We start from the raw sequence: 24,821 nt of genomic DNA, 5'->3' as shown, positions 1-24,821 counted from the left end.
GGTTATAGCGAGAACGCGCTCTTGATGGCTTCGCTCTGGATGATCTTTCCGATGCCGTTGGAGCGTTTGCCCTCCAGCGCCCGCCGCGCCAGCCGCGCCTGGTCTTTCTGCAAGGCGACGATGTAGTCGTCGTAGGCCTTCATCCGCGCCTGCCAGTAGTCGAGGTCCATGCGGGTGCGGACCATGAAGCGCTGGGTTTCGTTGTCGTTGGCGGCGAGGCTGCCCTGGCTGTCGCCGACCTGGCCGCGCTGGCCCTCGACCTGGGAGAACTCGCGGTTGCGCTGGATCAATTGCTTGAGCATGCGCACCGACTCGTTGTACTTGGCGTTGTCGGCCAGGACCATGCGCTGGCAGAGGCGGCGTTGCTCGGCGACCAAGTCGGAATCGAGCTGCGGGTTGAACGCGCTCATCGCGCCGGTCAGCCCTTCGCTGCGCGGGCCGGGGCAGATGTCGTCCATGCCGTAGGACGGATCGCGCTCGGGAAAGTCGTCGCGCATCGCCGATTGCGCCATCTGCAGTTGTTGCAGTTTGATCAGTTGTTGGCGGTAGTGGTTGTACTGCGAGGTCCAGCGAGTGGCTTGTTGGCCGTACTGGTAGATCTTGTCGAAGAGATCCTTGATCGCGATGCCGAGATTGCCCGGGTCGGTGACGACGAGTTGGGCGTGCGCCGGCGGCGCGACCATTTGAGCGAAGCACAAGACGGTGGCGGCCATCAGGGCGGGCAGGCGCCGCGAATGGCTGTATTTCGTAGCCGAACGTTCAGTCGGATGGTGCATTGCGAGCTTCCTTGTTCCGCGCGATGTGGAGGCGTCAGCGAATTGCTGCGGTACGTCACTTCGCGGAATAGAAACTCAGTGAATATTCGAAAGCAACAGGAAATTTAAGTTGCGTAATGCTGCTCCGTATATGTCGTGGTAATGCGGTGTTGTATGAGTGTTTTTTTAGTGGCTACTAGACGCCGTTTTTTTGAAACGTGTGTCTTTCCCCTCTCTTATTGCGACACCCGACTGTCTTTTTTCTGAAAGCAGCGGCCACGTCGACATGTTCGTACGGTCGTGCGAATTGCGGATTTGCTCGGTGTCGAAGCTGTTGCCCGCAGGCTTTTCGGCATTCTGTGATCGCCCGCAACAGCCGCATCTGCGCGCCGTTCGTCTGGGCGTGGACGCGGCCACTCGCAGGCGCGCAGTGTCTTCGCAGCGTCCCGCGACGCAGGCAGCAGGGACGTTGCTGTCCGGTGCATAGCTCTTCGGTGCCGACCCACGATCGTTTCCCCTCCAACGCCGTCCGCTGGGACGGCGACGGCCGAACTTTTTCTGGAGAAAACCGCATGAACCGTCGCATCACGATCACCGCGCTGGCCGTATCGCTGGCGCTGGCTTCCCCGCTGGCCGCCGCGCAGGCGCAGGCCGACTATCGACTGGATCTGGGCGGCATGCGCTTCGATCCGCTCAAGCAGCAACCGGTGCAGGCCGCCAGCGTGTGGGGCCGCGCGCGCGCCGACGGCGAGGATTGGCGCCTGGTGCAGTTCAAGGGCCCGGTGCGCCAGGCCTGGCTCGACGAGTTGCGCAGCAAGGGGCTGGAGCCGGTGCAGTACCTGCATCCGTACACCTACATCGTGTGGGGCAAGCGCGATGCGCTGGGGCGCGCGGCCGGGCTCAACGAAGTGCGCTGGAGCGGCGATTTCCTGCCTGCCTACAAGGTCCTGCCGCAGCTGCGCCAGGCCGCCGCGGCCAAGAGCGCCGGCGCGCTCGACGTGCGCGTGATCAGCCGCCGCGACAGCGCCGGCGTCGCCGCGACCCTGGGCAAGATCGGCGCGGCCGATGCCGGGCAGGGCGCGCAGATCGTCGATCGCGCGCTGCAGAGCCAGACCGTGCGCGTGGCGGCCGACCAGATCGCGCTGCTGGCGCAGGCGCCGGGCGTGTACAGCGTGCAGAGCGTGCCGACCGACGGCGGCCTGCGCGGCGAGATCAGCAGCCAGATCAACGCCGGCAACGTCAACGCCGGCAACCTCGCGGTGCCGGGCTACCTGAGCTACCTCAGCGGCGCCGGCGTCAACGGCACCGGGGTGATCATGGCCAACGTCGACGGCGGCATCCACCAGACCCATCCGGATCTCGCCGCGCGCATGACCGCCTGCACCGGCACCACCTGCGGCGGCTCGGCCAGCAGCGCGCACGGCACCCACACCGCGGCGATCATGGCCGGCGACGGCGCCTCCAACGTGCGCGCCAGCGCCTCCACCGGCAGTTTCCTGCGCGGCCTCGGCGTGGCGCCGGGGGCGAAGCTGGTCGAGCAGGTGTATTCGCCGTTCTTCACCCAGCCCGGCGGCATGCTGTTGCTGATGACCCAGTCGGTGCGCAACAAGGCGACGATCTCCGGCAACAGCTGGGGCCCGGCCGGTTCGCCGCGTGGCTACGACGGCGACACCCGCCAGGTCGACGTCGGCGTGCGCGACGCCGATCCGAACGCGCCGGGCGACCAGCCGCTGAACTACGTGCTGTCGTTCATGAACGGCAACGGCGGCACCCAGAGCCAGGGCTCGCCGGACGAAGCCAAGAACACCTTCACCGTCGGCTCGACCAAGGGCCAGAGCTCGGCCACGGTGCAAATCGCCGCGATCAACGACCTGTCCAGCAACACCGCGCACGGGCCGGCGTTGGACGGCCGCCGCATTCCGGGCATCGTCGCGCCGGGCTGCTCGATCGATTCGGCCAACAGCGCCACCGGCCACGGCCTGATGTGCGGCACCAGCATGGCCTCGCCGCAGGTCGCCGGCGCCAGCGCCTTGTTCACCCAGTACTACCGCAACAAGTTCGCCGGGGCCACGCCGAGCCCGGCGCTAACCCGCGCGGCGTTCACCGCGGTGGCGCAGAACCTGGTCGGCAAGCTCGACGCCGACGGCGGCACCCTGGCGACCGCGCCCGACGCCAAGCAGGGCTGGGGCCGGATGCTGATCGATCCGGTGATCAAGCCGGCGCAGACCGTGCAGTACGTCGACCAGAGCCACGTGTTCAACAACAGCGGCGAGAACTGGACCCGCAGCTTCCGCCCCGCCGATGCGAGCAAGCCGGTGCGGATCATGCTGGTGTGGACCGACGCGCCGGGCCACGGGCTGGGCGGCACCACGCCGGCCTGGAACAACAACCTCGACCTGCGCGTGAGCTCGGGCGCGAGCACGTTCCTGGGCAATGTGTTCAACGCCAGCGGCTGGTCGGCGACCGGCGGCGCGGCGGACGCGCGCAACAACAACGAAGGCGTGTTCCTGCAGGCCGCGCAGCACGGCGGCGGCGCGTTCACCATCGAGGTGCGGGCGACCGACATCAACTCGAACGGCTTGCCGAACTCGGGCGACGATACCGACCAGGATTTCGCCCTGGTCTGTTACAACTGCGTGGCGAGCTGATCGCGGGCGATCATGCCGATGCAACGGGGGCGGCCTGGGCCGCTCCCGTTTTCTTGCGGTCGCGTCGTTCGTGCGGTGGTGCGGCTACTTCGCCTCAGGCAGCGCGTAGACCTGCTTGATCGGATCGAACTCGACCACCTGCACCGTTTCCTTGCCCTTGCCGGGCTGCTGCGGACGCTGGGTCACCCGCAGCGGGAAGAACGGCTTGGCGAGGTCGCTGCCGTCGATCTCGATGGCGTATTCGTGGTCCTGGTCGTCCTCGGCGACCTCCGGGATCTGGCTGAGGTCGAGGACCTTGTCGCCGACCGGCGCGACCAGGCTGTAGCTGGACACGACGATGCCCTGCCACACGCCGCCGCTGGCGAATTTCCAGGCCATGGTCCGCGCGCCGATGCGCACCAACTGCGCGTCGTCGCAACCGCAATAGCCGGAGCTGCCGGAGGTGAGTTGCCGGTCGCCGGCCAGCAGGGTCCAGCCGCCGCGTCCGTCGGGGCCGAGCACGAACGCGCCCATCAGGCCGGAGGACGCGTGGCCGTACAGATAGCCCTCGGCGTCGGGCACGTTGTGGGCGGCGAGGTACAGCCGGCGCTCGCCTTGCAGATCGACCACTTCCGGCCGGCCTGCGCGCATGCAGTAGTCTTCGCTGCCGCCTTGCTCGAAGCGGGCGCTGAACTTCCAGCAGCCCTGCGCGGCGTCGAAACTGTCGCCGTATTGCTGCTTCATTGTCGCTTCGACCGCGGCTTGCAACGCGGCCGGATCGGTCGCGGCGGGCGCTGCAGCGGGCTTGGCCGTGGGCGCCGCAGCGGTGGCGGGCTTGGGTGCCTCGGCGGTGGGAGTCGGCGCGGCCTGGCGCTGGCAAGCGGCGAGCAGGGCGGTGGCGGCGATAGCGGCGAGCAGCGGCGCGGAACCTGAAGCACTCATGTGGCGAATCCTTGTGCGGATGAGTCGGCCCGACCATACCCGCGGCCTTGTGAAGGCCGTTTCGCAACCACTGCGCCGTCTGTCGCGGATGCACAAAAAAAGCAGACGCATTGCGGGCGAGCCGTAACTCAGGCCGCCAGCGCCCGCGCGCGTTCGCGCGCGGCTTCGATGAACGCCATCAGCAGCGGCCGCCCGGGCAGCAGTTCGGGGAAGCGGTGGTCGTGGAACTCCGGATGCCATTGCACGCCGACCACGAAGCCCTCGCCCTGGCCGCGCACGCATTCGGGAATGCCGTCCTCGGACCAGGCTTCGACCTCCAGGCCCTCGCCGAGCTGCTTGATGCCCTGGTGGTGGATCGAATTGACCTGCGGCTGCGGCACCTGCGGATACAGCGCGGCGAGCCAGCCGTCCTCGCGCATGCGCAGGGCGTGCTTGTGTTCGTCGTACTGGGCGGGGATGTAGTGCTCGGCGCGGGTCGCGCCGCCGCCGACCAGATCCTGGTACAGGCTGCCGCCGTGGGCGACGTTGATCAGCTGCATGCCGCGACACACGCCCAGCACCGGCTTGCCGACCTCGACGAAGGCGCGCAGCAGGTTCAGCTCGAAGCGGTCGCGGTCCGGATCGGTGGTCATCAGCAGTTCGCTGGGGCGCTCGCCGTAGGCGACCGGGTCGATGTCGGCGCCGCCCTGCAGGATCAGGCCGTCGAGCGCGCCGGCGTAGTCGCGCACCGACAGGTCGCTGGCCTGCACCGCGCCTTCGGCGTCGACGGTGGGGATCATCACCACCAGCGCGCCGCTGCCCATGACCCAATGCGCCATCGACTGTTCGAGGTATTGCAGGGTCTTGTTGCGGAAGCCGTACTCCGGCGGCAGGTTGCGCATCATGCGCGGCGACAGGCCGATCAACAGTTTGCGGGCGGGCTGGGTCATGGCGAATCCGGTGCGGACGGTGTGGGCGCGGCGTCGGCCGCGGCGGGGACGGTGGCGTGCAGCAGCCAGTCGACCACCGCCTTCAGCGCGCCGTTGCGGCTGGCGCCGCGCTGGCGGTGTTCGCGGTAGATCGCCAACTGCGCGTGCGCGCTGGTGCCGCGTTCGGCGATGGTGTCCAGGCGCCGCAGCGCCTGGGTGCAGTCCAGCGCGGCGGCATCTTCGGCGACCAGTTCGCGCAGCCGCCGCAATTGTTCCAGCGCGGGTTCGCTGCCGCCGCGCGCGTCGATGAACTCGGCCTGCAGGCCCGAGCGCTTGGCCCGCCAGCGGTTCTCGTCGATGAGCCGGCGCGTGGCCGCGTCGCACGGCGGCGGTTCGGCGCGGTGGCGGGCGATGTGGCGCATCAGGCAGCGGAACAGCGCGGCGATGGCGAGGCTGTCGTCGAGGTGGGTGCACGCGTCGGCGATGCGCAGCTCGACGGTGGGGAAGTTCGGCGACGGCCGGATCGCCCACCACAGCGAGCCGGCGTCGGCGATCGCGCCGGCGCGCGTGAGCAGGTCGGCGAAGGCGTCGTATTCGGCTTCGCCGGCGAAGAAGTCGGGGATGCCGGTGCGCGGCCATTCGTCGTACATGGCCTGGCGGTAGCTCATCAGCCCGCTGTTCAAGCGGTCCCAGAACGGCGAGGAGGTCGACAGCGCCAGCAGCAGCGGCAGCCACGGCATCGCCCGGTTCATCGCCTGGACCCGGTCGACGCCGTCGGGCAGTTGCACGTGCACGTGCAGGCCGCAGACCTGGCTGCGCCGGGCGACGATCTGGAAATCCTCGACCAGTTGCCGGTAGCGCGGCTTGTCGGTCGGGCTCTGCTCGCGCCACTGGCCGAGCGGATGGGTGCCGGCGGCGAGCAGGGCCAGGCCGTGCTCGTGCGCCAGTTCGGCCAGGCCGCGGCGCAGCTCGCCGAGCTGGCGGCGGGCCTGGCCGATGTCGCATTGCACCGGCGAGGCGATTTCGATCTGCGCCTGCAGCAGTTCGCTTTCGATGCATTCGCCGAGTTCGGCGCGCGCGCGCTTGAGCAGGCGCGCGGGCACCTGGGTCGCGAGCAGGCGGCTGTGGGGGCGCACCAGGAAGAACTCTTCCTCGATGCCGAAGCTGTAATCGCACTGCGCGCTCATCGCAGGCGATCCCGGGATTGCGAACGGGTCGAACGGGTCGGGTTCGTCATGCGGGAAACTTAACGCGCTGAACGCTAAGAATCCGTTGAAGCGGCGCGACGGCGCACGGCGAATCCGTGAGCGCGGTGCGAGCGCGCAGGCGCCCTGTAGGAGCGGCGCGAGCCGCGACCGCGACAACCCAACTACGCCGGGCTTTCATCGCAGTTGCGTTGGCGCGGTCGCGGCTCGCGCCGCTCCTACAGGGGGCTTCGGTCGGTTGCTTCAGCGCCGGGGTCGCGGAAACCTCCGGCGCTTGCGGTGTTGCGCCGCTTGGCCGCTATCTGCCAACAAGAGCCCCGCGCCGTTCCGGGCGCGGGGCGTGGTGCGCAGCGGCGGCGGCGAAGCTCAGTCCACCTGGATCGCGGTGAACGGCGAGCGACCGCGCACGTTGATGGTCGCGGGCGTGGCGGCGGCTTCGACCTGCACGCCGATCAGGCCCAGGCCGCCGACCGAGACGCTGCCGCCCAGGGTCAGCTGCACCGGCTTGTGCACGACGCTGACGTTGGCGCTGCCGACGCCGGCGGTGTCGACGCGGTTGAGGGTCAACGCGCCGCCGACCGGCACTTCCACCGGGATGCCGAGCACGACCAGGCGCAGGCTGCCGCCGACCGGCACGGCGAAGTTCTTCGGCAGCGGCGAGGGCACGGTGATGACGTCGCCGCCGGCGATGCGCACGTTGGCGACGTCGGCGCTGGCCTGGCACTGCAGCACGGTGCTGCCGGTCAGCGAGTCGCACGACAGCGCGCCGGTGGCGCCTTCCAGCGCGACCAGGTTCTGCACCAGGCTCAGGCCGCCGACGCTGGAGCGGCCGTCCAGCGCGGTGGCGCCGCTGGCGTTGGTGTAGTCGGGGCGCTGGCGGGCGACGTCGAGCTTGACCACGCTGACCAGGCCGAGCAGGCCGACGTCGAGGCCGAGCGCGCTGTTCTCCTTGCTGCCGGGCGCGACGACCTGGGCCTGGCCGGTGCACGGCAGCGGCAGGGTGGTGTTGAGGCCCAGCACGGTGACGGTGACGCCGCCGCTGAGCGCGCAGGCCTTGACCCCGGCCGAGACGACTTCCGCGCTCTGCGCGCTGGCGTGGGTGGCGACGAAGGACAGGCCCAGGGCGCAGGCGAAGGCGCCCAGGCGGACGGAGCGGGAGATGCGCTGATTCATGGTGAGTACCTGCTCGGTGGAGAGGGAGGGACGGTGGGTTGTGGCCGCGACGCCGCGCGCACGCGCCGCCGTCGGCGCGGGCGCGCCGAAGCGTTGGCGAGGGACGAGGCCGCCGAGGGCTCCCCGGTAACGCGGCGCGGCCGGGGCCGCGCCGCAACTGCAGTCATGGCTCGGATCCGGCCGCGGCCGGACCTGGCGCAACTAAGCAACGGCCCGCGGATCGAGCGGGACCGGTGAAGTGCAAGAACGCATCCGTTGCGTCGCGGCGCCGCGTCGGGGAGTGGCGGCGCCGCTCGGTTGCAGCGCGCACAGAGTAGGAAAGCGCGCGCCGGCGAAACCTTGATGTTTCGCGCAATAGCCGCCGGGCTTAGGTCCGCTTTGCCGATCTGCGATGGATTGATCGCTGCGCGTGTGCGCGCAGCGCGCTTGCGGGTTTCGCCGCGCTTGCAATTCTTCGCGCGCGTGCGGGGCCGGCGTGCGCGCGGTCCAGCCGCGAACGTGATCGGCGGCGGCGCGGTTCAGGCGCGCGCGGATTGCGCGCGCGCGAAGATTTTTTCGTTGCGGCGCGCTCGATTCGCTTCGCGCGCAAAAGCCGGCGCCGCGCGCGGCCCGCCGGCGCTCAGCGCTGCGCGAGCGAGGACGCGCGCAGTTCGGCCCGCCACAGCCGCATTTCGTCGGCGGCGGCGCGTTCGGCTTCGCTCAGGTCCGGCGCGATCGCGCGTCCCTGCGCGGCCGACTCGGCCGCCGCTTCGAGCACCGCCATCAGCGCGACCGCCTGCTCCGGCGGCACCGGGTTGAGGTCCTGGCCGCGGATCGCGTTGCGCACGGCGGCGTAATAACCGCGCTGGTCCCCGGCCGGCGTCGGCCAGTGTTCGGCGCGGGCCGGGCCGAACCATTGCAGCGGATCGGGGTCCTCGCCCCAGCCCGGCGCGCCCGGGGTCAGGCCGGCGAGCAACTGCGCTTCCTGGCGGTCGGCGTGCGCCTTGAGCAGGCTGCCGCTGCTGCCGTGGACCAGGAAGCGCGGGCTGCCGCCGGCGGCGAGCATGCCGGCGTGCAGGATCGCGCGCAGGCGCGGGTATTCCAGCACCACGTGCGCCCAATCGGCGACCACCGCGCCTTCGCGCTGCAGCGCCAGGCTGGCGAACACCCGCTCGGGTGGGCCGAACAACTGCAGCGCTTGGTCGGCCAGATGCGGGCCGAGGTCCCACCACACCCCGGTGCCGGGACCGGCTTGTTCGCGCCAGCGCTCGCGCACCTGCGGGCGGAAGCGGTCGATGTGCGATTCGAAATGCGCGATCGCGCCGAGCCGGCCGGATTCGACCGCCTGCTTGATCCCCAGGTAGTCGCTGTCCCAGCGCCGGTTCTGGAACACCGACAGCAGCCTGTCGTGGCGCTGCGCCAGCGCGGCCAGTTCGCGCGCTTCGGCCAGGTCCAGGGTGAAGGGCTTGTCGACCACCACGTGCTTGCCGGCGGCCATCGCCGTGCGCGCGAGCGGCGCGTGGCTGTGGTTGGGCGTGGCGATCACCACCAGCTCGGCGCGCGCGTCGGTGGCGGCCTGCAGCGGGTCGGCGACGACCGCGATCGCGGGCAGGTCGGCGCCGACCTTGGCCGCGTCGCTGGAGCCGACCACGGCCAGCTCCAGTCCCGGCGTGGCCGCGATCAGGGGCGCGTGGAAGGTCTGGCCGGCGAAGCCATAACCGATCAGGGCGACGCGGAGGGGCGCGGGTTCGCTCATGTGCGTGGCGATCGAGGGGGGAGGGTGCCACCTTGCCGGATCGCGCCGCGCGCGGCCAGCGGCGGCGACCGTGCCGATGCGACGTCCGCTTCGGCGAAGAACTGCGACGAAGGGCCGCGGCGACGGCTACGACGACCGCTTCGACTATTGGGCCTTTGCCGAACCGGGCCGGGATCGGGTATCAATGCAGCACCTCCCCCCACAATCCGGACACCCGATGAGCGCAGCCGCGCCGGCCACGGTCAATTCCCCCTCGCGCGTGCTGTTCGCGAGCCTGATCGGCACCACCATCGAGTTCTTCGACTTCTACATCTACGCCACCGCCGCGGTGCTGGTGTTCCCGCAGCTGTTCTTCCCCTCGGCCGATCCCAACACCGCGCAGTTGCAGTCGCTGGCCGCGTTCGCGCTGGCGTTCTTCGCCCGCCCGATCGGCGCGGCGCTGTTCGGCCACTTCGGCGACCGCATCGGGCGCAAGGCCACGCTGGTGGCGGCGCTGCTGACCATGGGCCTGTCGACGGTGATCATCGGCCTGCTGCCGACCTACCAGAGCATCGGCATCGTGGCGCCGATCGCGCTGGCGCTGTGCCGCTTCGGCCAGGGCCTGGGCCTGGGCGGCGAGTGGGGCGGCGCGGTGCTGCTGGCGACCGAGAACGCGCCGCCGGGCAAGCGCGCCTGGTACGGCATGTTTCCGCAGTTGGGCGCGCCGATCGGTTTCTTCCTGTCGACCGGCATCTTCCTGCTGCTGACCGACCTGATGGGCGACGAGGCGTTCTTCGCCTGGGGCTGGCGGGTGCCGTTCTGGTCCAGCGCGGCGCTGGTGTTCGTCGGCCTGTGGGTGCGCCTGAGCATCAGCGAGACGCCGGCGTTCCGCAAGGCGATGGACCATCACGAGCGGGTCAAGGTGCCGATGCTCAACGTGCTGCTGAAGCACCCCGGCGCCCTCGTCGCCGGCACCTTCGCCGCGCTGGCGACGTTCGTGCTGTTCTACCTGATGACGGTGTTCGCGCTGGGCTGGGGCACCTCGCACCTGGGCTACACCCGCCACCAGTTCCTGCTGCTGCAGCTGGGCAGCGTACTGTGCTTCGCCGCCACCATCCCGCTGTCGGCGGTGTTCGCCGACCGCAAGGGACGGCGCCTGGCGATGATCGTCTCGACCCTGGCGGTGATGCTGTTCGGGGTGTTGTTCGAGCGCCTGTTCGTGGCCGGCAACCCCTGGGGCGTGTTCGCGTTCCTGAGCCTGGGCCTGGGGGTGATGGGCCTGACCTACGGGCCGCTGGGCACGATCCTGGCGGAGATGTTCCCGACCGCGGTGCGCTACACCGGCGCCTCGCTGGCGTTCAACTTCGCCGGCATCCTCGGCGCCTCGCTGGCGCCGTCGATCGCGATGTTCCTGGCCGAGCGCTACAGCCTGGCCTATGTCGGCTATTACCTCGCCGCCGCCGGCGCGCTGACCCTGATCGCGTTGCTGATGATGCGCGAGGACGAACCGGCGCGCTGAGCCGCGGCGCGCCGTCGGGCTTCGCCGACGGCCGCGGCAGGACACGTTGCCGCGCTGGCCGCAGCGCGCCTCAGCGGTCGCGGCGGTAGACGTGCCGCGTCGCCCGCAGTCCCTTCGGGAACAGCTTGCGCACCCAGCCGCGCAGCGACGCGTCGGCGCGCAGCGCCAGGTCGCGCACGCGCTGCTCGGGGCGTCCGCGGAACGAGGTCGGGTGGAAGTAGTCGGCGTCGCCGACGGGGTGGTCGGAGAAGTAGTAGTTCGACACGCAGCAACGCGCGCGCTCGCTGCGGTTGGGCGACACCGAATGCCAGGAGCTCTGGTCGGTCACCATCAGCGCGAGGCGGTTGAAGCGGCTGACCACGGTGATCGGTTCGCCCTGCGGGCCCTGCGGCCACAGCTCCAGGTTGGCGCCGTCGGCCTGGCTCCAGTCCGGCGACACGTAGTACAGCAGGTTCAGCACGCGGTAGCGTTCGCGGTCCTTGTCGTGCGAATTGTCCAGGTGCGGGTTGAGGAAGTGGCCCTGGCCCATGACCGAGATGCCGCCCGCGTACAGGTGCTCGTCCGGATACAGCGAGCGCAGCCCGGTGATGACGCGCACCTGTTCGAGCACGCCCGGCTGCTGGAACGCGAACACGATTTCCTCCAGCAGGCGGTCGTGCTGGTCCATCTGCGCCGACACGTACTTCAGCTCGCGCAGGTTCTTGCGCAGCATCATGCTCGACGGCGGCGGGAACGCGGCGTGGATGCGCTGCGCCAGCGCCGGCGGCAGCAGGTCGTCGACGAAGCAGTGGCGGATCGCGCCGTGTTCGCGCCACTGGGCCTGCAGGCTCGCGGCCTCGGCGGTCAGGCGTTGTTCGATCAGGCGGCCGATCTCGATGCGGTCCATGGCGGGAGCTGGGTTGTGCGGTGGAAGCCGCCGATTCTAACCGCACTGGGGTGGAGGGTCCCCGGTGGCGGGCGTGGGGCGGCGCGGACGTGGTGCATTCGGGCTGTAATTCGTACGACTGCGGGCCTGTCGAGCGTCTTGTGCCGGCGGGATTGAACGGTCGCCTCTGGCCTCGTCGCGCGCCGTTTCCATGGCGTTCGCCCGCGCGCGGAGCGGCGGCGGGCCCGTCGGCAGGGCGACTTTGCCGGAATTGGCGCCGCCGCGGGTCCACGGCAGCGCGTTCGGGCGGCGCGACAGGCGCGCTTCCCGCATCGCCGCAGGGGCCGGGGTCGCGGCAGCGAAGGCCGCGAAGGCGTCAGCGCGCGCCGGCGGACTCGGTTTCCTGCGCGGTCAGGTACAGGCGCAGGTCGAATTCGAGCTGGTGGTAGTCGCGGCTCATGTGCGCGCACAACTGGTAGAAGCCCTTGTCGTGTTCGCGGTGCTTGAGGTGAGCCAGCTCGTGCACGGCGATCATCTCCAGGAACGGCTCGGGCGCGTCGCGGAACACGGTGGCGATGCGGATCTCGCGCGCGGCCTTGAGCCTGCCGCCTTGCACGCGCGAGATCGCGGTGTGGGTGCCCAGCGCCTGGCTCACCACATGCAGCTTATTGTCGTAGATCACCTTGTTGAGCGGATCGGCCTTGCGCATGTAGCGGTCCTTGATCGCCACCACGTAGGCGAACAGGGCCTTGTCGTCGCGCACCGCGTGGCCGGCGTGATCGTAGCGCTTGCGCAGCGTCTCGCCGAGCTTGCCGGCGTCGATCAGCGCTTGCACTTGGGTCAGCACGTGCGGCGGGTAGCCGCGCAGGTAGCGGAGCGGGTCCATGCGCGCACGATACGGCATCGTCGCCGGTCGCGTCGCCAGTTCGCGCGACGTGGCGCCCGCGCCCGGTAGCGGCGGAGCCCGACTGTAGGAGCGGCGCGAGCCGCGACCACGACAACGCAACTACGTCGGAACTGCCGTCGCAGCTGCGTTGTCGCGGTCGCGGCTCGCGCCGCTCCTACAGGAAGCTTCGGGTCAGAAACTCGACAGGCCGCTGGCTTCGGCGATCCGGTACCAGACCTTGCGCAGGGCCGAATCGTCGGCGTACTTGGCGTAGTCCGCGCTGAAGATACGCCCGTCGCTGTTGCTCCAGCTGCGCTCGAAGTAGGTCCGCGCCTGCCGCGCCACCGGCGCGTCGTCGAGCGCGACCACGCGCGCGCTGGATTCCAGGTTGTAGTCGTCGAGGTTGCGGCGGGTGTAGTTGGCCGAGCCGGCTATCAGCTCGATCTTGCCGTCGGCGCCGTGGCGCAGCAGCAGCTTGGCGTGGCACTGCTCGCCGTGGGTGTCGCACCAGCGCAGCGGCACGCCGGCGGCGACCAGTTCGGCGGCGACCTGGCGGTTGGGCACGCCGTTCTTCTTGCGCCCGAATGCGTCCTCGTTCGGGTCCAGCAGCACCCGCACCGCCACCCCGCGCTTGTGCGCGGCGGTCACCGCGTCGACCAGGCGGCGGTGGGAGAAATAGAACACGGCGATGTCCAGGCGGTCGCCGCCGCGCGCGCCGTCGACCGCGGCGAGCAGGGCATCGCGGATGCGGCCCTCGGTGAGCACCTGCACGCGCGGCGCGCTGGTGCTGTCGACGATGCTTTCGCGCGGCACCGAGGCCGGCAGCGCGCGCGGCCACGCCGCGCCCGACAGCGCCGCCACCGCGCGCTCGCTGGCCAGCAGGTCGAGCGCGGCGGCGCCGCTGAAGCGCAGGGCGACGTTGCCGTGCAGGCTGCTGGCGTCGTGCGGATTGGCCGAAGCCACCAGCGCGGTCCAGTCCTCGCCCTGGTCGACGACCAGGGTCTTGCGGTGGTTGGCGTTGAGATTCAACAGCGCCAGCCAGCTGCGCAGGCCGACCTTGCCGGGGCCGAGCGGATTGGGCAGCCAGCCGCCGTCGCTGTCGTTGCCGGCCCAGCGGCAGCACAGCTGCCACAAGCCCGACCACGCCGGGTTGGGCGTGCGCAGGCGGGCGAGGTCGGTGATCACGACCTCGACGCCGGCGTCGCGCAACTGCTGCAACTGCGGCGAGACCCGGCCGCCGTAGACGGTATTGATCGGGTCGGTGATCAGCACCACGGTGAGGCCGGGCACGGCGCGCTTGCGTGCGACCAGCGCCTCGGTGAGTTCCTGGCTGAGCCGGCGATAGCGCGTTTCGCCCGGGTTCTCAGTACCGAAATCGTTGAACAGGAACTGGTCGGCGACGATCGCGCGGCGGGCCTGGCCGATCAGGCGCAGGGCTTCGTCGAACACCTGCTGGTCGCTGTGGCGCGCGCCCTGGGCGTCGGTCCAGGTCAGGTCGGTCAGCAGGGCGACCTCGCGCGCGCTGCGCAGCGGGCCGGCGACGCCGACGCCGGGCGGCAGCGGCTTGTAGACGTGGTAGACGCCGCTGGCGATCCAGGCCAGCAGGAACAGCGCGAGCGCCAGACGCAGGCGGCGCGGGCGACGGACCGGGGCGGCGCCCGGATCGGTGTCGTTGTCGAGGGCGGGGGCGTGGTGCATCGGCGTGGTGGGCGGGACGGTGGGCCATGGTCGGGACCGCCGGCCGCTTGCGCAAGCTCGGCGGTGCGGGCGGCGCGCTCGCGCAGCGCTTCATGCCTTTTGTGGGATGGCCTCCATAGCCTATGTGGGAGGGGCCTCATGTCTCTGTGGGAGGGCCTTCAGGCCCGACGCTTTTCGATTGGGCCCGACGCGCTTTCGATCAGGCCTGATACGAAAGCGTCGGGCCTGAAGGCCCTCCCACAAAGGCACAGGGGCCTTCCGCTCAGGCACAGGGCTTTCCTTGAGGCCAGGCCACCGCCGGCCCGCCCACCCTACGCCGCAGCAGGGTCGCGGCGCGCCGGCCGGGGACACAAATCGGTCATCGGCCCGGCCTAGGCTGGGCGGGATGAACATCCTGATGCTCTCGGACGTGTACTTCCCGCGGGTCAACGGGGTGTCGACCTCGATCCGCACCTTCGCCCAGTCGCTGGCGCGCATGGGCCACGCGGTGACCCTGGTGGCGCCGGACTACGGTCCCGGCAGCGGCCAGGAGCTGCACGACAGCGACGAGTTCGAAATCGTCCGGCTGCCGGCGCGGGTGATCTTCTTCGACCCCGAGGACCGGCTGATCCGCGCGCCGGAACTGCGCCGGGTATTGCCGGAACTGGCGCAGCGGCACTGGGACGTGATCCACATCCACACCCCGTTCCAGGCCCACCGCCTGGGCGTGCGCCTGGCCGAGCGCACCGGCCGGCCGACGGTGGAGACCTACCACACCTATTTCGAGGAATACATCGGCCACTACCTGCCGTGGGCGCCGGTGGCGCTGTTGCGGCTGGTGGCGCGCCGGCTCTCGCGCATGCTCTGCCACGGCGTGGATCACCTGATCGTGCCGACCGCGCAGATGGTCGAGGTGCTGGACCGCTACGGCATCGCCACGCCGTCGACGGTGCTGCCGACCGGGATCGACCTGGACGAATTTTCGCGCGGCGACGGCGCGCATTTCCGCGCCGAGCACGGCATCGAGGCGACGCGCCCGACCCTGGTGACGGTGAGCCGGCTGGCGGTGGAGAAGAACATCGCTTTCCTGCTGCAGGTGGCGCGTCGGCTGGTCGCGGATTTCCCCGAGCTGATGTTCATCATCGCCGGCGAAGGTCCAGACGCCGAGCGGCTGAAGCGGCTGTCGAAAGAGTACGGGCTCGACGCCAACGTGCGCTTCTTCGGCAACCTCGACCGCCGCACGACCTTGCTCGACGCCTACCGCGCCGGCGATGCGTTCGTGTTCGCCTCGCCGACCGAGACCCAGGGCCTGGTGCTGATCGAGGCGATGGCGCTGGGCGTGCCGATCGTCTCCACCGCGGTGATGGGCACCGCGACCGTGCTGCGCGACGCGCGCAGCGCGGTCGTCAGCGAGGAGAACGTCGAGGACTTCGCCGCGCACGTGAGCCGGGTGCTGCGTTCGCCGGAACTGCGCGCGCAGCTGTCGGCGGCCGGGCCGGTGGACGCGCGCGGCTGGAGCACGCAGGGGCTGATGGAGCAGGTGGTGGCGCTGTACCAGCGCCTGGCGCAGGCCGCGCCGCGCAAGCTCGCGGCGTCGAAGCCGCAGGCGCAGGCCGCGCGCTGAGCGCCGCCGCGGCCCAAGGTCCAGGCTGTTGTGGGAGGGCCTTCAGGCCCGACGCTTTCGGTTCCGATCACGGCGATCTGAAACAAGCGCGTCGGGCCTGAAGGCCCTCCCACAGTTCGGCCCATCCGCGTCACCGCGCGACCCGCACTCGCGCCGCCAGCGCCAGGCCCAGCAACGCCAGCGCCAGCGCGATCGCGAACCCACAGACGTACGCCAGCGTGTGCGAGCGCGCCAGCAGCGCGGCGAACAGCGAGCCGCCCGCGGCCAGCGCGGCGGCGGTGTAGATCGCATCGCCCAGGTGCAGCGCCGAGGAGTTGCGGCCCTGTTCCTGCGGCGGCGACAGCTCCAGCATCAGCACCGACAGGGTCGGGTAGATCAGGCCCATGCCCAGGCCGGCGACGATCCAGCCGGCGATGCCGAGCGCGACCGGCGCGCGCAGCAGCGCCATCGCCGCGATCGTCGCCACGCCGAGCGCGATCATCGCCATGCCCGCCTGCAGGTAGCGCCACGGCCGCCGTGGCTGGGCATCGCGACCGCGCAGCCACGAGCCGCTCGACCAGCCGATCGCGCCGAGGGTCAGCACCGCGCCGGCCCAGGTCGGCGACAGGCCGCGCTCGGACGACAGCAGCAGCGGGATGTAGGCCTCGGTGAGGAAATAGGCGCCGGCGGCGATGCCGCGCAGCGAGACCACGGTCGGCAGGCCGCGCGCGGCGCGCAGCGCGCCGCGCGGCAGCAGCTGCGAGGCAGCGAGCATCAGCGCGGCGGCGGCCGGCAGCAGCCACGCCAGCGCGCCCCAGCCGCGCTGCTGGCCGCCGTAGTGCAGGGCCAGCAGGCTGGCGGTGGCCAGCAGCGCCCACGGCAGCCGCAGCGCGTCGCCGCGGCGCGCCGGTTCGGCCTGCGCCACCGGGCCCAGCCCGCGCAGCGCCGGCAGCACCCAGCACGCGGCCAGCGCCGCGACCGCCGGCACCGCCAGGAACACCCAGCGCCAGCCGAAGTGTTCGACGATGGCGCCGCTGATCGCCGGACCGACGATCGCCGGCAGCACCCAGGCCGCGGCGAAGGCGGCGAAGATCTTGACCCGCAACGCCGGCGGATAGACCCGGCCGACCACCACGTACAGCGCCACCGAGATCAGCCCGCCGCCGAAGCCCTGGATCACCCGTCCGGCGACCAGCCAGCCCATCGCCGGCGCCAGCCCGGCGACGACCAGGCCCAGCGCGAACCAGGCGATGCCGTGGCGCAGCGGCGCGGCCGGCCCGCGCGCGTCGGCCCAGCGTCCGGCCGCGACCATGCCGACCACGCTGGCGGCCAGCGTCCCGGCGAAAGCGAGCGCGTACAGCGGCAGGCCGTCGAGCGCGCGCGCCACGGTCGGCATCGCCGTGGTCACCGCCAGCGCTTCGAACCCGACCAGAGACACCAGCGCGACCGCGCCGGCGGTGAGCCCGCGATAACGCGGCGCGAACAGGCCCTGCGCGGCCGGGACTTCAGTCCCGATGCCTTCCGCTCCGCTCGCCGCGTCCTCGCCCGCACCAAAGGCGGCCGCGGCTCTTGTGGGAGGGACTTCAGTCCCGATGCCTTCCGTTCCGCTCGCTGCGTCCTCGCCCGCACCGAAGGTGACCGCAACTCTTGTGGGAGGGACTTCAGTCCCGACGTCTTTCGTTCCGCTCGCCGCGTCCCGCCGCGCACCGCCTCGCACGGACGCTCCCACCCCGGCCGGTCCGCTCCGCTGCGCCAGCATGGGTTCGTCGGGGACCGGGGTGGAAACGTCCGCGCCAGACGGCGCGCCGCGGACGCTGTCGGGAGAGCCTGCGGCCCCGCTGCCCTGCGACCCGATCACATGGCCCATCGGCTCCGCAGGCTCTCCCGACAACGTCCGCTCGCGCGCATCCGGGGCATCGCCGCCGCGCTCGCTCATGCGCTCAACCTCAGCAGCGACAACGGCATGGCCTCGTACACCATCAGCACCACCTTGCCGCGCGCGGGGCCGCGCTCGACCGCGCGGTGCGCCTCGGCGGCGCGGGTCAGCGGGAACATCTCGCGCACCGGCACCAACAGGCCGTGGCGCTGGTGCACGGCGACCAGCTCGGCGAGGCGTTCGCGGCTGCGCTGGCTGCGCAGCGCCGGCAGGCCGTGGCGCGGCGACAGGCTCAGCGCGCGCGCCGCGGCGATGCGCTGCAGCCATTGCGCGAATCCGTCGTCGCCGCTGGCGTCGAACAGTGCGTCGACGCCGCCGGGGGCGAGCGCGCGCACGCGCTCGATGCCGCCGTCGTCGTCGGCCACCGGCTGCGCGCCGAGCGTGCGCAGGTAGTCGTGGTCGGCCGCGGCGGCGGTGCCGATCACGCGCGCGCCCCAGGCCACCGCCAACTGCACCGTGACGCAGCCCAGCGCGCCGGCGGCGCCGTGGATGAGCAGGGTGTGGCCGGCGCCGACCTCGAGCTGGCGCAGCGCGGCGTGCGCGGTCTGGCCGGTCGAGGGCAGGGCGCCGGCGACCGCCCAGGTCATGGTGTGCGGCTTGGGCACCAACTGTTCGGCCGGCACCGTCAGCGCTTCGGCGTAACTCATCGCCGCGGCCCAGCCCATCACTTCGTCGCCGGGCTGGAAGCCGCTCACGCCGGCGCCGACCTGATCGACCACGCCGGCGAACTCGTTGCCGAGCCGGCGCGGAAAGCGCGCGCCGCCGCGGCCGCCGGCGCGCGCGCCCAGGCCGCTGCGCAGGGCGATGTCGCTGGGCCGCACGCCGGCCGCGCGCACCCGCACCCGGACTTCGCCGGCGGCGGCCTGCGGCATCGGCAGTTCGATCGCGCGCAGCACTTCCGGCGCGCCGTAGCGGTCGAACACCACGGCCTTGACCCGGGGGGAAGGAAGCGGATCGTGCGCGGGCGCGCGCTTGCGCTGGAAGGCCATGACTTGACGCCTGATTGGGACGGGGAGCAGCATAGAACCTGGACTTAAGTTGAGGTCAAGGGCCTGCGTGCGGTTTTTTGCCGCAGTTCCGGCCCGGGCCGCGCGGACCGACCGAGGCGGTGCATGAGCATGGCGATGGAATTGAGCGTGGGGCAGGTGGCCGAGCGCTCCGGCGTGGCGGTGTCGGCGCTGCACTTCTACGAGGCCAAGGGCCTGATCCACAGCGTGCGCACCGGCGGCAACCAGCGCCGCTACAGCCGCGACACGCTGCGCCGGATCGCGGTGATCCGGGTCGCGCAGCGCGTCGGCATGCCGCTGGCGACGATCCGCGAGGCGCTGGACACGCTGCCGGATTCGCGCGTGCCCAACCGCGCCGACTGGAGCCGGCTGTCGGCGGCGTGGAAGGACGAGCTGGAGCAGCGCATCGCCCACCTGAGCCTGATGCGCGACACCCTGGACCAATGCATCGGCTGCGGCTGCCTGTCGCTGGACCGCTGCCGTCTGGCCAATCCCGACGACGCCTGGGGCGAGGCGGGCTCCGGCGCGCAGCGCTGGGCGGCGGCGTTGAAGGAGAGCCGGCCGAAGCGGCGGGGCAAGAAGGCGCAGGAATGAGTTCGCAGGAGCGAGCCAAAGCTTTCGCTCACTCCTCACTCCTCCACGCTCGCTCCTCGTATCATGGTCGGCCTTCCCCACTTCGGTTCCGCCATGACCGTATCGATGTACTCCGCCAGCGTCCCGGTGCTGCAGCAACTGCTCGGCAGCCTGTCCACGATCCTCGAACGCACCCAGGCCCACGCCGCCGAGCGCAAGATCGACGCCGACGCCTACCTGCAGGCGCGCCTGTTCCCCGACATGTTCCCGCTGCTGCGCCAGGTCCAGATCGCCTGCGACTTCGCCAAGGGCATCGGCGCGCGCCTGGCCGACGTCGCGGTGCCGGTGTACGACGACAGCGAGCGCGGCTTCGACGAACTGCAGGCGTTGATCGCCAAGACCCGCGCCTTCCTCGACGGCCTGGAGCCGGCGCTGTTCGAAGGCGCGGACGACCGCGAGATCGTGCTGCGTCCCGGCACGCCGAAGGAGCGCCGCTTCAACGGCCGCGACTATCTGGTGCACTATGGCCTGCCGCAGTTCTTCTTCCATGCGACCACCGCTTACGCGATCCTGCGCAGCAACGGCGTGGAGATCGGCAAGCGCGATTTCATGGGGCAGTACTGAGTCCGCCGATCGAATCCGGATTCGAGTTCGAATGAAAGGGCCCGCTTCGGTGGGCCTTTTTCGTTGCGGTTGTGCGCGCGCTTTTGCCGGGATTTCATGGCGACCTGAGCGCAAAGCATCGGGCCTGAAGGCCCTCCCACGACAGCGCTGGACTTGCGGCCGCTGCGGCTCTTGTGGGAGGGCCTTCAGGCCCGACGCTTTCCGCTCAGGTCGCAGCGAAAACACAGCCCGGTCCCAGCGCGAAAACGACCGCACGGCGAACCGCGCGCACGCGGATTTCCATCGCTTTTTTCGACCGCGTTCGCACCGGGTCTCGGCCCCTGCGACGCCCGCTTGCGATGATGTTTTCCCGTTGGCGGCAAGCGCTTGCGAACGGGTCCGGACCCAGGCCATGGACGCGATCGCGCAAGCGGCGCGCGCACGGATGCGCGGTCCGGAATCTTCGGATCATCCGATCCCCGAGATCCCACCAGAAGGAGTTGGCATGCCGTACAAGAGTATCCAGGGGCCCCTCGTGCTGAGCCTGGCGCTGATCGCGCTGGGGGCGGGCGCGATCGGCGCCCCGCAGTCGAAGGATGGACTTCTCGACCTTTCCCTCAGCCAGGTCGTCTCCGCCGCATCGCAGCAGGCGCGCGCGCACGACGCCGAGCAGCGGCGCGCGGACCGCGAGCGCTTCCAGCGCGCGTTGCAGCCGCGCGGCGACGCGGCGCTGGCGCCGATCGCGCGCGAGCTGGCGCAGCTGCGCCGCTTCGAACCGCTGCGCGCGGGCGACCTGGTCACCCACAGCGTCGACGGCGCCGATTCGACCGTGGCGCTGCGCGGTTTCGTCGGCAACGGCGCGCCGCTGCGCTACAGCCTGGTCCAGGCGCCGCGCCACGGCCGGGTCACGATCGAGCGCGACCGCGCGACCTATCGTCCCGATCCCGGCTTCGCCGGCGTGGACAGCTACACCTATCGCGTGCAGGCCGGCGGCGCGAGCGCGGAAGCGATGGTCGCGGTGACCGCGATCCGCGACCGCGCGCTGCCGGCGACGGCCGCGGCGGCCTTGTAGCCGCCGTGCGAAACGGGCGCCGCCGCGCAAGGCGGCGGCGCCGGCAAGACCCCGCAATGGGGTAGGGGACGGCTCCCGGCGCCAGGCGCGCGAGCCGATGCCGCCACCGCCCGCGCCTGTTGCGCTGGCGCGCACGCTGCGCCGGTCGTCTCGTCGTGGTGACGGCCGAAGCGAGCGCGCGGTCGCGCGCAGGGCGCGGCGGTGGCGGCGGTTCCCCGGTGTCGGGCGGTCGCGGCGTGCGCAGGCAGATCGATCTGCGCCGCCGCGGCCGGTACGGGCCGAAACGCGATGCTAGGCCGGCGCATGCAGCGGTTCTCGCTTGCATGCGGCGACGGATCGGCGCGGCGATCGCGCCGGCTTGGGTTGTTCGCGCGATCGCCGGCGAATACGTAACGCCGGGCGTGGTCTCGCGCGGGGCGTGGCCGGGCGCGAAACCGCGCACGCGGCGACGCATCCGCAGGAACAGGACGTCTTTCATCCTCGTCAGTGATGGAAGTCGAGCGGGCAGGATGCCCGCGACGTCGGCGGCTCCGGCCGTCGCGCCGCTCTGGGCGCGGCGTGGCGGCCGGGGCCGGGCGATGCGGGAGGCGCGTAGCCGCGGATCGCAAGGCGTCGGGCCTGAAGGCCCTCCCACACAAGCCTGGACGCTTCGAATGCCATCGTGGCAGGGCCTTCAGGCCCGACGCTTTGCGCTCGGATGCGCTCGGATGCGCTCGGATGCGCTCGGATGCGCTCGGATGCGCTCGGATGCGCGCAGCGCGCCCAGGCCGACGCAGTCCCGCGCGCGCCGCTGCGTTGCGCGCCGCCGCCGGTCGGCCGACTTCGCACGCCGCGCAGCGGGGGCTTGCATCCGCGCGCCGTCGCAGGGACGATGCGGCCTCGGCTTTCGGGGAGGCCCGCATGGAACTGCTGACGCTCGATCATTTTTCTTCGCACGTGAACGAGACCTACGCCGCGCGCATCAACGACGGCGAAATCCCGTTCGTGTTGGTCGAGGCGCGCGCGCTGAGCACCCAGCCGCAGCCGATGGCGGGACGGGTGCCGTTCTCGCTGCTGTTCCGCAACGCCTCTGCGTTCCTGTTCCCGCAGCAGATCTATCCGATGCGCCACGCCTCGATCGGCGAGGTCGGCATCTTCCTGGTCCCGGTCGCGCGCGAGCGCGAGGGCTTCCTCTACCAGGCCGTATTCAACTAAGCCGGCAAGCGCCCGCGCGGGTCGGCGCGGACTCGGTTCGGCGTCGCGTCCGCGCGCCATGGGATCGCACGCCGCACGCTTCGAATCGTTTCCGCGCGGCCGAAATCCGCCGCGGCGCCGACGGCGCATGCAGCGAGTCGCCCGCCGTCGCGACGGGACTCAGCGCAGGTCCGACTCCCAGCGCATCGCCGCGTGGGTCGGCAGGTTCTCGGTCAACACGAATCCCAGGCGCTCGTACAGCCGGCGCGCGCCGTGGTTGCCGTGTTCCACGTGCAGGCGCATGCCGCGTCCGCGCGCGTGCGCTTCGTGCTGGGCCCAGCGCACCAGGCCGCCGCCGATGCCGCTGCCGTGCGTGCGCGCGTCCAGGCTGATGTCCACCAGCAGATGCTCCGGCGCGGCGCGCTGCAGGTAGATCCGGCCGATCGGCGCGCCTTCGCGCTCCACCACCAGGAAGTCGGCGCGTTCGTAGTAGCGCACGTAGTGCAGGTGCTGCATCGCGAACTGCTGGTCGAGGAACGCGGCCAGCGCCTGCGGCGGCCAGCCCATCGGCGCGAACTCGCCCGCGCGCAGTTGGCGGTACAGCGCGCGCAGCCAGCCGATGTCGTCGGCGCGCGCCGGGCGCAGGCCGATCCCGCGTTCGCTCAGCGATGCGGGCAGGTCGAAGCCGTCCCCGCGCCCCTCCGGGGGCGCGGGGAGGTCCGTGCGTTCGGCGCGCGGCGGGAACGCCAGCGCCGGCGCGGCGGAGGCCATGGGCTGCATCAGCCGAACGCCGGGAACACGCCCTGCAGCGCGATGCAGAAGTTCATCGCCAGGTACGGCTGCCGGTTCTCGTGCGGCTGGCCGCCGCCGGCGGGCTGCAGCACCGTCGGCGCCAACGGCGCGTTGGCGGCGTTGGAGGCGACGAACGCGTTCATGCTCGGCGAGCCCAGCGAGTTGCCGTTGGACGGCGAGGGCGCTTTCTTGGTGTCGGTGGGCTGGTTGTAGATGTTCAGCGAATGCGAGTGCGTCGGCATCTCGTTGGTGGTCAGGGTGACCGCATTGACCCCGAACGGCTCGCCGATGTCGTGCGGGGTCAAGCCGGGTCCGCGGCCCTGATTGGTAGCGGCGCGGTTGATGAAGTTGGGCAACTGGAACGTGGTCTGGCCGTTGCCGCCGTACTGGGTGCCCAACAGCGCGAAAAGCGCGGTGTTCTGCTGGATCGCCATGGTGGCGCCGTTGCACGCGGCCCAGCCGCGCGGCGCGAAATTGAAGCCGAATTGCTGGATTTGGGCGATGAAGGGTTCGGTCATGGGTAGCTCCTCGATCTGCGGCCCGTCGCGGCGGCGTCGCCAGCGCGGGCCGGTAAGTGCGGAAAGTCAGCTCTGCGACGGGAACACGCCGTAAGCGGCGATGCAGTACTGCACGGTGAGCGTCGGCATCTGGTTCTCGTGCGGCTGGTTGCCGCCGACCGCGCTGACCGACAAGGGGCTGGCGGGGAACGCGCTCGCGCCGCTGGTGTCGGTGACGTACAGCACGTCGCCGTTGAGCGCGCCCAGTTCCAGGTTCGCCGCCGGCGTTTTCGCGGTGGCGGTCAACGTGGTCGCGACCATGGTGTGGGTGTGCTGCGGCATCTGCTGGCCGATCAGGGTGATGCTTTCGCTGCCGGCGCGCTGGCCGATGACGTACGTGCTCAAGCCGGGGGAGGTGCCGAAATGGACCGGCACGCGGCCTTGCATGTCGGGCACGGCGAAGGTGGTGATGCCGTCGCCGCCGTAAATGGTGCCGAGCAGCATGAACAGCGCTTCGTTTTCGGCGATGGAAACCATTTGGCCGTTGCAGGCGTACCAGCCTTGCGGGACGCGCGTGAATCCGAACAGGCGGATCTCGCCCAGGTATGGCTCGCTCATGAGAGATGCTCCAGGAATGTCGTACTGCGGATAGGAGGGGCCGCGGCGCGGCCTCAGGCTCGTTCGCGAGTCAGTTGCGCGAGGGGTAGATGCCGTTCAGGGCGATGCAGAAGTTGATCGCCAGGTAGGGCTGCACGTTGCTGTGCGGCTGGGTGCTGCCGGCAGTGCCGATGGTGGCCGCGCTGAGCGCGACCTGGGGGCCGCCGGTGGCGGAGTAGATCTCTTTGTCGGTGGTGCCCAGGAACAGGCCGTTCGGATTGCGGCTGGTGGCCGCCCCGGTATTGCAACCCAGGGTGTGATTGTGATTGGGCATCTGCGTCGGCAGCAGGGTCACGTTCTCGACGCCGCCGGACTGGCCCTGAGGGTAGGGCGCCGGGTTCCAGCCCGGGTCGACCGAATTGCCGGCCCCCACCGGCGTGCGGCCGCGCAGGTCGGGCAGGGCGAAATTGGTGGTGCCGTTGCCGCCGTACATGGTGCCCAGCAACGAGAACAGCGCCTGGTTCTGCGCGATCGCCAGCAGCTGGCCGTTGCAAAAAGCGAAATTCTTCGGCGCGAAATTGAAGCCGAAGGTCGTGATCTGCCCCAAGAATACTTCTGTCATCTCTTCCCCCAGAGGTGTTTCCGGGCGCCGTGCGCGCGCCGGGACTGCGTGCCCGGAGCCTCGGCCGCAGGCCCC

The 24,821-nt window shown here is 71.0% G+C and carries 23 protein-coding genes and 1 pseudogene; 7 read left to right on the top strand and 17 right to left on the bottom strand.

What is annotated here, in order from left to right:
• Positions 1-2: 2 nt before the first annotated feature.
• Positions 3-776, bottom strand: coding sequence for a TrbJ/VirB5 family protein (locus RDV84_RS21825; protein WP_309151568.1), 774 nt, complete (start codon positions 774-776; stop codon positions 3-5).
• A gap of 551 nt (positions 777-1,327) precedes the next feature.
• On the opposite strand from RDV84_RS21825, the gene RDV84_RS21820 reads away from it, so the two are divergent.
• Complete coding sequence (locus tag RDV84_RS21820) at positions 1,328-3,403, top strand: S8 family serine peptidase (protein ID WP_309151566.1); 2,076 nt, start codon at positions 1,328-1,330, stop codon at positions 3,401-3,403.
• Between the two features lie 84 nt (positions 3,404-3,487).
• Here RDV84_RS21820 and RDV84_RS21815 read toward each other — a convergent pair whose 3' ends face one another.
• The 5 genes from RDV84_RS21815 to RDV84_RS21795 form a co-directional block, all read right to left on the bottom strand.
• Positions 3,488-4,324, bottom strand: coding sequence for a hypothetical protein (locus RDV84_RS21815; protein WP_309151565.1), 837 nt, complete (start codon positions 4,322-4,324; stop codon positions 3,488-3,490).
• A 128-nt stretch (positions 4,325-4,452) separates the two neighbouring features.
• On the bottom strand, positions 4,453-5,253 hold the full coding sequence (locus RDV84_RS21810) for a gamma-glutamyl-gamma-aminobutyrate hydrolase family protein (RefSeq protein ID WP_078996944.1): 801 nt from the start codon (positions 5,251-5,253) through the stop codon (positions 4,453-4,455).
• Positions 5,250-6,419 (bottom strand): carboxylate-amine ligase, encoded by a 1,170-nt coding sequence (locus RDV84_RS21805; protein WP_309151564.1) that lies wholly within the window; start codon positions 6,417-6,419, stop codon positions 5,250-5,252. The genes RDV84_RS21810 and RDV84_RS21805 overlap by 4 nt, the downstream gene beginning before the upstream one ends.
• A 384-nt stretch (positions 6,420-6,803) precedes the next feature.
• Positions 6,804-7,610 (bottom strand): hypothetical protein, encoded by an 807-nt coding sequence (locus RDV84_RS21800; protein WP_309151563.1) that lies wholly within the window; start codon positions 7,608-7,610, stop codon positions 6,804-6,806.
• A 619-nt stretch (positions 7,611-8,229) separates the two neighbouring features.
• Entirely contained in the window at positions 8,230-9,345 is a 1,116-nt protein-coding gene (locus tag RDV84_RS21795) for an oxidoreductase (protein WP_309151562.1), read from the bottom strand.
• Positions 9,346-9,562: 217 nt separating this feature from the next.
• On the opposite strand from RDV84_RS21795, the gene RDV84_RS21790 reads away from it, so the two are divergent.
• Entirely contained in the window at positions 9,563-10,843 is a 1,281-nt protein-coding gene (locus RDV84_RS21790) for an MFS transporter (RefSeq protein WP_057947255.1), read from the top strand.
• 70 nt (positions 10,844-10,913) lie between these two features.
• Here the strand turns inward: RDV84_RS21790 and RDV84_RS21785 are convergent, their stop codons facing one another.
• The 3 genes from RDV84_RS21785 to RDV84_RS21775 form a co-directional block, all read right to left on the bottom strand.
• Positions 10,914-11,729: a 2OG-Fe(II) oxygenase gene (locus tag RDV84_RS21785; RefSeq protein WP_250442983.1), complete on the bottom strand. Its 816-nt coding sequence runs from the start codon at positions 11,727-11,729 to the stop codon at positions 10,914-10,916.
• 355 nt (positions 11,730-12,084) lie between these two features.
• A complete protein-coding gene (locus RDV84_RS21780; RefSeq protein ID WP_425606201.1) occupies positions 12,085-12,612 on the bottom strand; it encodes a YgjP-like metallopeptidase domain-containing protein in 528 nt (175 codons plus the stop codon).
• A gap of 174 nt (positions 12,613-12,786) precedes the next feature.
• The gene (locus tag RDV84_RS21775; RefSeq protein ID WP_309151561.1) at positions 12,787-14,292 is read right to left on the bottom strand and encodes a phospholipase D family protein; all 1,506 of its coding nucleotides are present in this window, start codon (positions 14,290-14,292) and stop codon (positions 12,787-12,789) included.
• A gap of 385 nt (positions 14,293-14,677) precedes the next feature.
• Between RDV84_RS21775 and RDV84_RS21770 the strand changes: the two genes are divergently transcribed.
• Positions 14,678-15,895, top strand: coding sequence for a glycosyltransferase (locus RDV84_RS21770; protein ID WP_309151559.1), 1,218 nt, complete (start codon positions 14,678-14,680; stop codon positions 15,893-15,895).
• A gap of 35 nt (positions 15,896-15,930) precedes the next feature.
• On the opposite strand, the pseudogene RDV84_RS27015 reads toward RDV84_RS21770, so the two are convergent.
• The 3 genes and pseudogenes from RDV84_RS27015 to RDV84_RS21760 form a co-directional block, all read right to left on the bottom strand.
• A pseudogene (locus RDV84_RS27015) lies at positions 15,931-16,020 on the bottom strand (DUF6053 domain-containing protein); the annotation flags it as partial.
• A 5-nt stretch (positions 16,021-16,025) separates the two neighbouring features.
• A complete protein-coding gene (locus RDV84_RS21765) occupies positions 16,026-17,312 on the bottom strand; it encodes an MFS transporter (protein WP_231783979.1) in 1,287 nt (428 codons plus the stop codon).
• A gap of 494 nt (positions 17,313-17,806) precedes the next feature.
• Positions 17,807-18,799 (bottom strand): NADP-dependent oxidoreductase, encoded by a 993-nt coding sequence (locus RDV84_RS21760; protein WP_309151558.1) that lies wholly within the window; start codon positions 18,797-18,799, stop codon positions 17,807-17,809.
• 129 nt (positions 18,800-18,928) lie between these two features.
• Between RDV84_RS21760 and soxR the strand changes: the two genes are divergently transcribed.
• Positions 18,929-19,411 carry a redox-sensitive transcriptional activator SoxR gene (gene soxR / locus RDV84_RS21755; RefSeq protein ID WP_057950066.1) on the top strand — a complete coding sequence of 161 codons (483 nt, stop codon included), beginning with the start codon at positions 18,929-18,931 and terminating at the stop codon, positions 19,409-19,411.
• 93 nt (positions 19,412-19,504) lie between these two features.
• Positions 19,505-20,014, top strand: coding sequence for a DUF1993 domain-containing protein (locus RDV84_RS21750; protein WP_309151557.1), 510 nt, complete (start codon positions 19,505-19,507; stop codon positions 20,012-20,014).
• Here RDV84_RS21750 and RDV84_RS27010 read toward each other — a convergent pair.
• On the bottom strand, positions 19,951-20,154 hold the full coding sequence (locus tag RDV84_RS27010) for a DUF6053 domain-containing protein (protein WP_425606202.1): 204 nt from the start codon (positions 20,152-20,154) through the stop codon (positions 19,951-19,953). The two genes, RDV84_RS21750 and RDV84_RS27010, sit on opposite strands and share 64 nt — an antisense overlap.
• A gap of 344 nt (positions 20,155-20,498) precedes the next feature.
• Here RDV84_RS27010 and RDV84_RS21745 point away from each other — a divergent pair, with 344 nt between their 5' ends.
• Entirely contained in the window at positions 20,499-21,065 is a 567-nt protein-coding gene (locus tag RDV84_RS21745; protein ID WP_057947262.1) for an Ig-like domain-containing protein, read from the top strand.
• A 900-nt stretch (positions 21,066-21,965) separates the two neighbouring features.
• Positions 21,966-22,259 (top strand): DUF6916 family protein, encoded by a 294-nt coding sequence (locus tag RDV84_RS21740; protein ID WP_309151556.1) that lies wholly within the window; start codon positions 21,966-21,968, stop codon positions 22,257-22,259.
• Between the two features lie 159 nt (positions 22,260-22,418).
• Here the strand turns inward: RDV84_RS21740 and RDV84_RS21735 are convergent, their stop codons facing one another.
• The 4 genes from RDV84_RS21735 to RDV84_RS21720 all read right to left on the bottom strand — a co-directional run bounded on the left by RDV84_RS21735 (position 22,419) and on the right by RDV84_RS21720 (position 24,746).
• The gene (locus tag RDV84_RS21735; protein ID WP_078996973.1) at positions 22,419-23,009 is read right to left on the bottom strand and encodes a GNAT family N-acetyltransferase; all 591 of its coding nucleotides are present in this window, start codon (positions 23,007-23,009) and stop codon (positions 22,419-22,421) included.
• A gap of 8 nt (positions 23,010-23,017) precedes the next feature.
• The gene (locus RDV84_RS21730) at positions 23,018-23,548 is read right to left on the bottom strand and encodes a phage tail protein (protein WP_057947264.1); all 531 of its coding nucleotides are present in this window, start codon (positions 23,546-23,548) and stop codon (positions 23,018-23,020) included.
• 66 nt (positions 23,549-23,614) lie between these two features.
• Positions 23,615-24,145 (bottom strand): phage tail protein, encoded by a 531-nt coding sequence (locus RDV84_RS21725; protein ID WP_057947265.1) that lies wholly within the window; start codon positions 24,143-24,145, stop codon positions 23,615-23,617.
• Between the two features lie 70 nt (positions 24,146-24,215).
• Entirely contained in the window at positions 24,216-24,746 is a 531-nt protein-coding gene (locus tag RDV84_RS21720; RefSeq protein ID WP_057947266.1) for a phage tail protein, read from the bottom strand.
• Between the last annotated feature and the right edge of the window lie 75 nt (positions 24,747-24,821).

Origin of the sequence: Lysobacter yananisis (genome assembly GCF_031199375.1) — a bacterium.
GTDB classification, from domain to species: domain Bacteria; phylum Pseudomonadota; class Gammaproteobacteria; order Xanthomonadales; family Xanthomonadaceae; genus Lysobacter; species Lysobacter yananisis.
Note: the sequence above shows the minus strand (reverse complement) of the source record. Positions and strands in the feature narration are given on the sequence as shown.